The following is an 11,136-nucleotide window of genomic DNA, read 5'->3' on the forward strand; positions in this document are numbered from 1 at the left end:
AATAGGAAAAATGAGGAGGAAATAGTATGCCAAGAGTAATGCGGATGGGCAGGATTGAATTAAAAGTTTTAAACCTAGAGAAATCAGTAGATTACTATACAAATGTAATCGGGTTGGAAGAAACGGGACGTATGGGCAATAGTGTTTATTTTAAAGCATGGGATGAATATGATCATCACAGTCTGATTTTAACAAAATCAAATAGTGCAGGAGTAGCACATCTTGCTTTTAAAGTTGAGTCGCTTGATGATTTAGCTTATTTTGAAAAGCAAATTGAAAGATTTGGTTTAACAACAACCCGAATATCAAACAATACCAGATTGGCTGAAGGGGAAGCCGTACATTTTATACTACCAACAGGCCAGCATTGTGAACTATATTATGAAATTGATTTCTTGGGAACTAAAGTTGGAAATTTAAATCCGCACCCATGGCCACTAAACAAAAAAGGAATTGCCCCGCACCGCCTTGACCATTGTTTATTAACAGGTGATGACTTAAAAATGGTGACAAGGTTCTTTGTTGAAGCTCTTAACTTCAGACAAAGTGAAAGAATTACGACTGTAGACCAACAAGAGCTGATTGCAACATTCTTGTTTACTTCTAACAAAGCACATGATATCGCGTTTGTAAAAGGTCCGGATACAAAGCTTCACCATGTTGGCTTCCATGTTGAGGACGTGAACGCAGTATTCAAAGCTGCGGATATCTTATCAATGTATGAAGTTCCATTTGATGTGACTCCGACGCGCCACGGAGTTACACGCGGACAAACAACTTACTTCTATGATCCATCCGGCAATCGCAATGAGGCATTTGCGGGAGGCAGTATGGCTTTTCGGGATATGCCTGTGATTACGTGGACAGAAGACAAAATCGGGCAGGGCGTTTTCTACCACCGCAGAGAACTGTCTGAATCCTTTTTAAAAGCGCTAACTTAATTTGTCTCATTTAGTAAAAAGTGATATGAAAAATTCGGAGGGATACTATGAACAAAATAACACTACATGCAAGAGGACAGCAATTTGAATTTGCTTGTGGATCAAATGAAACTCCATTAAGAGCAGCCCGCGACCAGTTTATTCCGATTCCAACAGGGTGCCAGCGGGGCGGATGCGGCATGTGTAAGATGAAAGTGCTTGACGGAGAATATGTTCAAGAATTAGAGCGTAATCACGACGTATTATCGGATGAAGAATTAGAGAAAGGTTATGCGCTGGCCTGCTGTATGACGCCAAAAAGCGATCTTGAAATCATCACTGTGGAAGATTACCAGAAACAACAAAATGAAATAAAGGCAACAAAATTGTCTGAAGTAAAATAGTCGAATCGGAGGCTCTCCCCAGGTAAGGTACAGTAACCTAGGGAAAGCCTCCTGTTCATTTTGAATAACTCCTAACATAAAATTAAAGAGATCATTTGGTGTTAGTAAAATAGAAGATTTTAACCAAAAACAGCTATTAGATCTTTATGTAGAGTAAGTTCAGATCCTTATTGCTCTAAAACAAGTATAAAATAGAGACCCCCTTTCCAGTATTCAAAATATTCTGTTATAATAATTTATATATGAAAATAACAAAATAAATTTATTTTTTATAATCAATTGAAGGGGGGACAGAAATGACTCAAGGTTTTATTTTAAATAACTTATTAAACGTTCGCCAAAAAGATGGTTTGCTTTATGCAAATAATGAACGGCATCTTTTAATACCCAGCAGTTCCTTTGGAATTTTACAGCGTGATTTAATTGATAATATTGGAATCGAAAGAATGAAAACATTTTTCTATAAGCATGGATGGCATATAGGTGAAGAAGATGCTAAAGAGATCATGAAGGATTCATCCATGAGTTTGATAGAGAAAATTCTATATGGCCCGGTATTTCATTCTTTAAAAGGGCATGTAAAAGCCAAAATTACGGAAAAGGAATTGAAAATAGAAAATGGCAGTGTAATCTCATTAAATTTTAAAGGGATTTGGGAAGATTCCTATGAAGCCGAACAGCATATTAAAAATATGGGGATCGCAGACCATCCGATTTGTTATACACTAACAGGATACGCCGCTGGGGTTGTTTCGCATATAATAGGGGAGAAAGTATTTTTTAAAGAGCTCCAATGTAAAGGTCAGGGCGCACCATGCTGTACTTGGGAAGGGCGTTTACTATCTGAGTGGGAAGAAGAGGCATACAAAGAGGTTATCAATAGTAAGGAATTGCCAATCTTAAAAGAGCTGGAACAAACGAACGAAAAGCTTTTAAAGGAAAAAAATAATTTGTCCATTGTCATGAAAATTAATAATGAATTGACAGATGATGTTGTGAAAGGACATAATATTGAGTCTATTTTGGGAATTGTAGAAAAGAGGATCAGGAAGCCTGTTGTGGTAGAGGATTTGTATCATCAGGTATTTTTATTAGAGGGGATGACCGAAGATCAATATCAACCAATAAATAATGAATTTCAAAGTTTCTTGAAAAAAATGGTCCTATAAAGAAAATAACTGAAATAGATCATTCAAAATTTACCAGGCTGGTTGCTCCTATCTATTTGCAGGAAAAAATCGTTGGATATTGTTCTTTTTTGAATGAAAAAGAAAACAAGGTCAAAAATGAAACAGATTACATGATTATCGGCAGATTGTCTGCCATGTGTTCAGTTGTTTTACTAAATGAAAAAATTCAATTGGAATCGACAGAACGGATGAAGGGATACTTCCTTGAAGAAATCCTTAACGGAAAATATCAAACCGAACAGGAAATTATGAAAAAGGCATTTTTTATTCATTTGGACTTTACCGAAGGGTATCATGCTGTCTACCTTCAATATAAAGTGGAAAAAAATCAATATAAACATGATCATACTTTTCATAATGAAATTTTTGAAGCCGTTACCAAATATATGTCTGATAAAGGCATTAATGTCTTAATAGGGCAAAAAACAGATTGTTTATTATTCCTTCTGCCTCAAAAACAATTGGGTGAGAAAAAAGTAGAACATTTTATATATTCTTTTCTATCTTTTCTTAGAAAGAGCTTGAATAATGCTGCTTGGTCCGCAGGAATTAGTAGCTTGCGCAGTAAAGTGTTAGACGCAAATAGTGCTATAAAAGAGGCACAAACAGCCAATAAGCTGTCAACAAGAGAGTTTCCGGTAACTGCTTTTGTTGAATTAGGGATTCTTGGTGTGTTAGTGAATGATGACAATAAACAAGCGATTCGGCAAATCGCTGAACTTACACTTGGTAATCTTTATAAGGACCTTGATCAGAATAAAGTTGATTTGATTGAAACTCTCTATACTTTTCTTACAAATGGCGGGAGTTTTGAACAAACCGCAGAACAAATGGCGATATCAATTAGCGGGCTGCGTTATCGTTTGACCAAAATCACGAATTTACTGGGTGATGATTTTCGCGAACCTGAAAGAAGATTCCAACTGCTTTTAGCACTGAAAGCATTAATGGTCGTTGAAGAGGAATGGCTGGAAATAAAAGATTATTGAACTATCCCTCCCTAAAATTCTTTAGAATTTTTCACATAACACACCCCTATTTCGGAGAAACTATTCAAAAACGAAGATAGGGGTGTGGTTTTTAAGTTGGACGAAAAAAATAATCAGGACCATGATCGATATACCATTGTGGGAACAGATATCGAAGAAGTGAAAAGATTAAATGCAAATTCCGGCCTTTCTTATAATAAAGTCAAAGCATTACTTGCCAAAACCATAGGTGGTCGAGGGACAGCTATTTATAATGATATAGAAAAAGCTAGTAGAAAGAACCAGCTATTGGAAGACAAGTAGAGAAACAAACGGGTTTTTCTGTTTTAATCTAGGGGACCGCCCCCCAATTATTTGAGGTACGCCCCTTTAGTTTTTGTAGTTCCATATTTTGTTGCGATAGGGCTGTTAGTAAAAAGAGGAAGCGTCATTCTTCCATTTTTTGTTGCTATTTTTGTAACATCTTTAGGATGAATTATATGATATGATATATATGTGAAATACATCACAATATTGATAGATCCGGAAGGGGCGAACCGCCATGTTATTAAAAGAAAAGACCATCGTAATTGAGTTATTTGAACGGTATCAGAATCGAGAAGAATTGAGTCAGGCGGTGGTTCAAGACCTGAAGGAGAGAGGAAAGCAATGTCAAAACGTTGATAACTATACCATTTTAGTCAATAACAAACCTTACGCCTTATCGGAAAGAACACTTCCTATTATGGGATATATGCTCCGACAAGCGGTTTTAGATAGAATTGAAGCATGAACGGTTAAATTCAGGCGGGAGAGCATTCTTCCGCTTTTGTATTGTTTACCAGGAAATCATAAATTTCTAGACTTTTAGAAGCTATTTTAGCCGCTGTAGTTAAAGTGGAGAAGTACATCATGGGACTATCTTATGTGAATTCATAGATAATGATTTAGTTTCTGAAGCAGTTATAAAGAATATTTTAGTTATCGGTGAAGCTTACTAAAAATATTCCTGAAATATGACAAGGAAATTCTGTAATTAAATGGAGAAAGATCGCTGGCATGAGGGATATGATGATACACGGCTATTTCGCCATAAATTATAGAATCGTCTTGGATGTTGTTCAAAATAAAATTCCTACATAAAAAAACAAGTGGAACGACTACTACGGATCGAGGTTAAATTTTGTGGAGAATTAAAAACGTTGGTTGTTTATAGGTAAAATATAAGTATAATCGTGGCAAATTAGTAAGCAATATGTTAAAATAAATTTCCTTGGCAGGGGCATCAAAAATAGAATGAAGGAAGCAGGGGACATTGTTCAAATTCCCTGCTTCCTTGTAATATCTTGTTATTAAAAAATTACATCATTACTTGAGAGCGCATGTCGTCTCTGCTAGGTTCGATTCCTAGACAGTCCCACCAATCCGAGAAATAGGTGTTTTTAATCATATTGTTTGTTTATAGACCAAAGAGCATTTGGTCTTTTTTTAGGGGCGTGAGTTTTAGTTTGCATCATCCAGGGAATTCTCTATTTAAACAACCATCTTTCGCGAAATTTTGGGTTTCGCGAATTTTATCTTCGACTTCGTTTCAAATGCTGTCAGTTGCCATCGGGTGGCAAATGTATGCGTTAACGCATGATGCTTTTAGTCTCGGCTTAGTAGGGTTAGCCCAGTTTATCCCCATGGTGCTATTGACATTTATTGTCGGTCAAATAGCAGATCGTTTTGACCGCCGCAGGATTGTTTTCTTATGTTTACTCATTGAAAGCTTGACAGCTGCGCTGCTTCTTATCGGGAGTCTTGGAGGCTGGCTTGGCCGTGAACAAATCTTGTTGTTGGCGGCAATTCTTGGTGCCTGCCGTGCTTTCGAAGGTCCGACCTCCTCATCGCTGCTTCCACAGCTTGTGCAAAAGAAAATCTTACAGCAAGCCATTTCGGTAAGTACTACTGCAGGGCAAACTGCTCAAATTTTGGGTCCAGCCCTTGGCGGATTGCTCTATTCGATAGGACCTGCTTCCGTTTACAGTACTGCAATGATTGCACTATTGATTGCCGCACTCTTAATCTTTTTGATTCGCTCAGAATGGACAACCATTCGAAGGAACGAACCTGTAACATTAAGGTCATTCTTTCTTGGCCTGGAATTTGTTTGGCGCCATCCCATTATTTTAGGAACCATTTCGCTTGATCTATTCGCTGTTCTGCTTGGCGGGGCAACAGCGCTTTTGCCGATCTTTGCCCAGGATATTTTGCACACTGGTCCTTGGGGATTTGGACTAATGAGAACTGCTCCGGCAGTAGGAGCACTATTGGTTTCAATGATTATGGCCTATATACCTCTTAAAAACGCTGTTGGGTTGAAACTTTTTGCAGCACTAGCTGTTTTTGGTCTAGCTACCATAATGTTTGCGCTATCAACCAACTTGCTTTTATCGTTGTTTTCCTTGCTTCTTATTGGAGGTTCCGATGTAATCAGTGTCGTAATCAGATCTTCACTTGTACAATTACAAACACCAGATGAAATGCGGGGCCGAGTGAACGCTGTTAATTCGTTATTTATCGGGACATCCAATCAACTTGGCGAATTTGAGTCCGGGATGCTCGCCGGATTTATCGGGGCTGTTCCTGCTGTATTCATTGGCGGACTCGGCACCGTAGCAGTTGCCGGTCTATGGATGTACCTTTTTCCAGCCATTAGAAAGCTGAAGTCGTTGTCTGAGGCATAGATGGACGAGATGGTAACGAAAGGAATTATGAAAATTTCCTTCTTTCCTGAAAATCAGGTTGAATGGCTATTGGAGGAATCTGGATTTACGATTAAAACCAGATTTTTTCCACCGGACTTTTTGGGGATGGATGTGCCATTCAGAATGATTATTTGTGGACAATTTACTACGAATAAGTGTTAAATTGATTGATAAAAACAGCCGGACACTGATCTTGGCTGTTTTTTGAATTTGTAAAGTAATTTTTATTCAGTACTTTGTAGGGATTCCCTCAGTGTCACTTTGGAGTCAGACCATCGCTACATTTAAGCTTTAATCTGACGGGGGACTGACCACGAATCTCTCGAAAGCATAACTAAGTTCATTACGTTATTTAAGAAAATATTTACCGTTCAATTGTGAAAACTTTGTTATACTTTTATGTGATCTGTTGTTCTGATAAAAGTTAGAAAGTATACTTTGTTAAGTAATTCACAATTGATTCGCCTAACTTGTGATGTGTTAAACAAAGAGAACGAGCAATAAAGAATGATCTGGTGATGAAGAAGTTTTCCAGATTTACAAGTGTTTGATCAAAACCGGTCGTAAATACATATATACAAAAGTGTATATATATTTAGGAACTGTGAAATGTATGTTCATCCAATCTACGAAAGCTTTGCTTGATAATATAGAATTCTGTTATAATGAAAGTAACTAAATAGTTATCAAGAGTGGCTTAGAGATCTGGCTCCATGACGCCACAGCAACCTGCTTTACGCAAGGTGCTTCAACCAGCAGAGCAAACAATATGGCTTTGGATGATAAAACGGTGATTGAACCCTTTTGTATCCAATGCAAAAGGGGTTTTTGTTTAAAAAGCATAAAAACGATCAATTTTAATGGGGAGTTGATGGTGGATTATGAACGTTAGCGGGGAAGGCAGAAAAAATGTGGCTCATAATTTGAGGAGGGAAGAATTCCTAAAATATGTTGCCACTGCAATTGAAAAGCAGTTAAAAGAATGGGATGAAAACTATGAAGTGTGTGTAATGAAGCTTAAGAAATACGAGATTATGATTAATAATGGGGATCAATATTACCATGTGAACCTGGCAGAAAATGAATTAGATTCTCTGCAAAAGGCAAGTCCATTCGAACTTGATCGGAAAGTGTGGAAGGAATTACTAAAACAAGAACTTCCGATCAAAAGGGGAGATGGAGACGAAGGGAATTATATTGATATGGTTTTATGAGACTTACCTTGTTTTACCGAAAAGTCCGTAAATTCTCAGCGTTTAAGCAGAGAGTGTTACGGACTTCGGGCGTTTTAAAAGGCCATTTAAAAGTACATCCCTTTTCAACTTTAAACAGCAAAAAGGAAATAAAAATACATATTTGATTCATAACCATTTGGTTATGAATTGACTTCTTTCAATGGTCAAGAGGAGTAAATCATGGATTTACTAGCAGATAAAGCGTTGCTGTTCATAATCATTACTATTTTATAAGAGAAAATTACATGCCGAAAATGGCATACGGAATAAATTCAGGGATGTATTATCATATGTTATAGTAATTAAATAAGACTGACTGGTGCTTTAAGGTGGGAGATACAATGTTGAACGTGGAACATACTTATGAAAAAGTACAATTGGAAACAAATCTTAAGAATGCACTGGAAAAGAATGAGTTCCACCTCTATTATCAACCAATGCTCGATTTGGATTTAGGTAATATTAATGGAGTTGAGGCATTAATACGTTGGGAACATCCAGAAAAAGGAGTCATCTTTCCATCTGAATTTATTCCTTTCGCAGAGGCAACAGGATTGATTTTGCCAATTGGTGAATGGGTGCTACGAACGGCGTGTGAACAAAACAAAGCATGGCAGGAAATGGGTTTGCCACCTATGATTATGTCTGTCAATTTGTCTGCTCGCCAGTTTTTTCAACAGAATTTAGTGGAAAGAGTTAACTATATAATTAAAGTCACCGGACTTTCTCCAGAATACCTGGAGTTTCAAATTACCGAGAGTATGATGACAGATGTTCAAGCAGCTCTTCCTATTTTAAGGAATTTGAAACGTATTGGAGTCCATATTTGTTTAGATAACTTCGGAACTGGCTACAGTTCTCTCTATTATTTAAAAGAATTTCCGATAGATAAAATCAATATCGACCAGTGCTTTGTGCGTAACTGTACCGTAGATTCTAAGGATGCCACAATTGTTAAAGCGATTATTGCCATGTCCCACGAATTAAAACTGGAAGTAAATGCTGAAGGAATCAAATCAAAAGACCATTTGATTTTCCTTCAACAAAATCTTTGTAATCAGGGGCAGGGCAATTTCTTTAGTGAACCGTTGCCTCCTGATCAATTTCGGCTAAAAATTGATGAGTTGGAACATATTGTCCATCGAGAAGGAATTCCGCGGGAACAAGGGGAACAAAAGTCGTTGGAAGAAGCATTAGAGAACTCACGTCAAGAATTGAAGGAAACAATTCGGCAACAGCAAGGAATGATTTTTAAATTTATCAAAAAAGACGGCAGATTTATTCATACGTTGTGTGATGGCGAATTGCTTTATCGGATGAACCATACCCCTGAACAAATTATAGGTAAAGAACTACAGGACTTCCTACTTGATGAGGAGGCGGAATCGAAATTTCCGTACTATCAAAGAGCGTGGGAAGGAGAAGAAACTGTCACCTACGAAGGAAACATTAATGGTATTTGGTATTTAGCCTCATTACGTCCGATCCGAAGAGGAGGACAGGTAATAGAAGTCGTTGGTTCCTGTATAGATATTACGGAAAGAAAAGAAAGTGAAGAACGATATCGAAAAGTCGTGGAGTTTTCCCCTAAAGGGATTGTCATTCATCGAGATGGAACGGTTCTCTATGCGAATCCATCTGCTTTAGAGATAGTAAAGGAAACGAATTTGGTTGGGAAATCGATTTTCACCTATATGCTTGCCGATTTTCATGAGATTATCAAAAAGAGAATAGCTATATCTAAAATCGGAAAGGAAATGCCGATTATCGAAGAGAAAGTGATTCGAAAGGATGGAGAAGTCATTCACGTTGAGATGGGCGGCGTGGGAATCAACTATGATGGTAGTCCTGCAACCTTAGTTATGTTTAGCGATATAACGGTAAGGAAACAAGCAGAAGAAGCACTTCGGCAAAGTGAAGAAAACTATCGCCTAATTGCTGAAAACATGCAGGATTTAATTGTAGTCTTGGATACAAATGGTATTGTAACATATGCTTCTCCATCACATAAGACCGTATTAGGATTTTCACCCGATGTATACGAAGGGAATTTGGCTTTTCATTTAGTACATCCTGATGATATTCCACTTATTCAAAGGCAATTTGTTAACATGGTTTCATCGAGAACACCAAGTTCTTTTGAATTACGATGTAAACATGCCAAAGGTGACTGGATTTATGTAGAGGCTTATGGAACTCCTGTACTGGATGAAAAGAATGAAGTCGAGCATTTTGTTGTGGTAGCCCGTGATATTTCGGAACGTAAGAAAGCAGAAGAAATCATAAGGAAAACAGAAAAACTTTCGGTTGTGGGGCAATTGGCTGCTGGAGTGGCACATGAAATAAGGAACCCGCTCACATCTATAAAAGGGTTGGTTCAGCTTCAAAGGGAAATGGAAGAGCCCTTATATACTGAAATTATCTTGTCTGAGATTCAAAGGCTGGAAGATATTGTTACTGACTTTTTATCACTTGCCAAGCCCCAATTATTGCAAATGGAAAAAATGAATGTGAAGGATCTTTTGGACCAAGTGGTAAGATTATATGATGCCCAGGCACTATTGAAAAATGTCGAAATTGTCCAAGACCATTGTTTAGATGTACCATTTATTCATTGTGATAAAAATCAAATTAAACAGGTTTTTATTAATATTCTTCAAAATGCAGTAGAAGCCATGCCAAATGGAGGAGTCATTAAAATCCAGACACTTCAGCATAATTCGGACTCAATCATTTGCCGATTTATTGACCAGGGAATGGGCATTTCTGAAGAACGAATGAAAAAGATTGGAGAACCCTTTTACAGCACAAAAGAAAAGGGAACGGGATTAGGTTTAATGGTCAGTCAAAAAATTATTCAAGAACATGGCGGTAGGATCAACATTGAAAGTATCGTAAACAAAGGTTCAACCGTTGAAGTAATTTTACCAATATTACATAGGGACGGTTCTCGTGATCGCTCTAAAGCTTAAAGAATAGAATTTATTGGGGAGACGCTGTCAAACCATTTCCTTGTACAATGTGCTCTTGATTTCATGATTTAGAAGAGATAGAGGGGGGGATGATGAGTTAGCAGGCCCAGGAATTTATCATGTTAATAAGAGAGGCTGTCTCAAAAAACTTGTACTTTTGAGACAGCCTCTTTTTGCATACATATTTGAATTTCTATTATATTTTTGTGGGTTAGTTAAATATTTGATCATATGGTAAACGTACCTGATGAAAATAAAGAATCAATTTTTAAATGGTTCATTCTGTTTTTCTCTAAATTTAAATATCATAACTTTTTTCCAGTTAAAGGTACAAGACAAATGAAACCGCTTCCATTATAATAGAAAGTAAGAAATAGGAGAGGGGATACAAACAATGGAATTTTTAATTGAACAATGTGATCATAACCAATCAGAAGAACCTTGTGAAGAGTGTACCCCAAAAAAAGAAGTGGAAGAGAATTCCTCTATCTATGAATATGATTATAATAAAAGATTGTGGTTTTAATAGAAAGAGAGCCTCCCTTTGAACTGGTTTATGCGAGCGAGGATGGGGGATGTTCTTTACGGAAACTAGGATTTTTAGAAGCTGGTAAAGGAATTAAAAAATAAAATTGAAATTAAGTGATAATGACTGAAAATAATCTGTCTTTTATAAACTAAAAGCCCCTTCTAATGA

Annotated in this window: 12 protein-coding genes and 1 riboswitch; all 12 genes read left to right on the forward strand. The window is 37.1% G+C overall.

The features are described 5' to 3' along the window. Positions 1 to 26: 26 nt before the first annotated feature. The 12 genes from JN080_RS25805 (at position 27) to JN080_RS25860 (ending at position 10,965) form a co-directional block, all read left to right on the forward strand. Entirely contained in the window at positions 27 to 941 is a 915-nt protein-coding gene (locus JN080_RS25805) for a catechol 2,3-dioxygenase (RefSeq protein ID WP_256238833.1), read from the forward strand. A gap of 47 nt (positions 942 to 988) precedes the next feature. After that, complete coding sequence (locus tag JN080_RS25810) at positions 989 to 1,324, forward strand: 2Fe-2S iron-sulfur cluster-binding protein (protein ID WP_256238834.1); 336 nt, start codon at positions 989 to 991, stop codon at positions 1,322 to 1,324. A gap of 296 nt (positions 1,325 to 1,620) precedes the next feature. Beyond that, a complete protein-coding gene (locus JN080_RS25815; RefSeq protein ID WP_256238835.1) occupies positions 1,621 to 2,493 on the forward strand; it encodes a XylR N-terminal domain-containing protein in 873 nt (290 codons plus the stop codon). A gap of 89 nt (positions 2,494 to 2,582) precedes the next feature. Further along, positions 2,583 to 3,503: a PucR family transcriptional regulator gene (locus JN080_RS25820; RefSeq protein WP_256238836.1), complete on the forward strand. Its 921-nt coding sequence runs from the start codon at positions 2,583 to 2,585 to the stop codon at positions 3,501 to 3,503. A 96-nt stretch (positions 3,504 to 3,599) separates the two neighbouring features. Next, positions 3,600 to 3,806 (forward strand): gamma-type small acid-soluble spore protein, encoded by a 207-nt coding sequence (locus JN080_RS25825; RefSeq protein ID WP_256238837.1) that lies wholly within the window; start codon positions 3,600 to 3,602, stop codon positions 3,804 to 3,806. A 238-nt stretch (positions 3,807 to 4,044) separates the two neighbouring features. After that, the gene (locus tag JN080_RS25830) at positions 4,045 to 4,275 is read left to right on the forward strand and encodes a hypothetical protein (RefSeq protein ID WP_256238838.1); all 231 of its coding nucleotides are present in this window, start codon (positions 4,045 to 4,047) and stop codon (positions 4,273 to 4,275) included. Between the two features lie 278 nt (positions 4,276 to 4,553). Beyond that, positions 4,554 to 4,625, forward strand: a complete 72-nt coding sequence (locus JN080_RS25835) for a hypothetical protein (protein ID WP_375141774.1) — start codon at positions 4,554 to 4,556, stop codon at positions 4,623 to 4,625. A 353-nt stretch (positions 4,626 to 4,978) separates the two neighbouring features. Next, positions 4,979 to 6,211 (forward strand): MFS transporter, encoded by a 1,233-nt coding sequence (locus JN080_RS25840; protein WP_256238839.1) that lies wholly within the window; start codon positions 4,979 to 4,981, stop codon positions 6,209 to 6,211. Then, positions 6,212 to 6,394 carry a hypothetical protein gene (locus JN080_RS25845; RefSeq protein ID WP_256238840.1) on the forward strand — a complete coding sequence of 61 codons (183 nt, stop codon included), beginning with the start codon at positions 6,212 to 6,214 and terminating at the stop codon, positions 6,392 to 6,394. 518 nt (positions 6,395 to 6,912) lie between these two features. Beyond that, positions 6,913 to 7,021: riboswitch (SAM riboswitch) on the forward strand. Positions 7,022 to 7,113: 92 nt separating this feature from the next. Further along, positions 7,114 to 7,446 (forward strand): hypothetical protein, encoded by a 333-nt coding sequence (locus tag JN080_RS25850; protein ID WP_256238841.1) that lies wholly within the window; start codon positions 7,114 to 7,116, stop codon positions 7,444 to 7,446. 362 nt (positions 7,447 to 7,808) lie between these two features. Further along, positions 7,809 to 10,439: an EAL domain-containing protein gene (locus JN080_RS25855; protein WP_256238842.1), complete on the forward strand. Its 2,631-nt coding sequence runs from the start codon at positions 7,809 to 7,811 to the stop codon at positions 10,437 to 10,439. Between the two features lie 394 nt (positions 10,440 to 10,833). Continuing rightward, a complete protein-coding gene (locus tag JN080_RS25860) occupies positions 10,834 to 10,965 on the forward strand; it encodes a hypothetical protein (protein WP_256238843.1) in 132 nt (43 codons plus the stop codon). Positions 10,966 to 11,136 lie beyond the last annotated feature (171 nt).

It is taken from the genome of Bacillus sp. EB600 (genome assembly GCF_024494385.1).
GTDB lineage: Bacteria > Bacillota > Bacilli > Bacillales > Cytobacillaceae > JAEVLT01.

Excerpts from the sequence above, each read along its gene's own strand:
- JN080_RS25805 (WP_256238833.1), top strand. The coding sequence starts at position 27 with ATGCCAAGAGTAATGCGGATGGGCAGGATTGAATTAAAAGTTTTAAAC.
- JN080_RS25810 (WP_256238834.1), top strand. The coding sequence starts at position 989 with ATGAACAAAATAACACTACATGCAAGAGGACAGCAATTTGAATTTGCT.
- JN080_RS25815 (WP_256238835.1), top strand. The coding sequence starts at position 1,621 with ATGACTCAAGGTTTTATTTTAAATAACTTATTAAACGTTCGCCAAAAA.
- JN080_RS25830 (WP_256238838.1), top strand. The coding sequence starts at position 4,045 with ATGTTATTAAAAGAAAAGACCATCGTAATTGAGTTATTTGAACGGTAT.
- JN080_RS25845 (WP_256238840.1), top strand. The coding sequence starts at position 6,212 with ATGGACGAGATGGTAACGAAAGGAATTATGAAAATTTCCTTCTTTCCT.
- JN080_RS25850 (WP_256238841.1), top strand. The coding sequence starts at position 7,114 with ATGAACGTTAGCGGGGAAGGCAGAAAAAATGTGGCTCATAATTTGAGG.
- JN080_RS25855 (WP_256238842.1), top strand. The coding sequence starts at position 7,809 with ATGTTGAACGTGGAACATACTTATGAAAAAGTACAATTGGAAACAAAT.
- JN080_RS25860 (WP_256238843.1), top strand. The coding sequence starts at position 10,834 with ATGGAATTTTTAATTGAACAATGTGATCATAACCAATCAGAAGAACCT.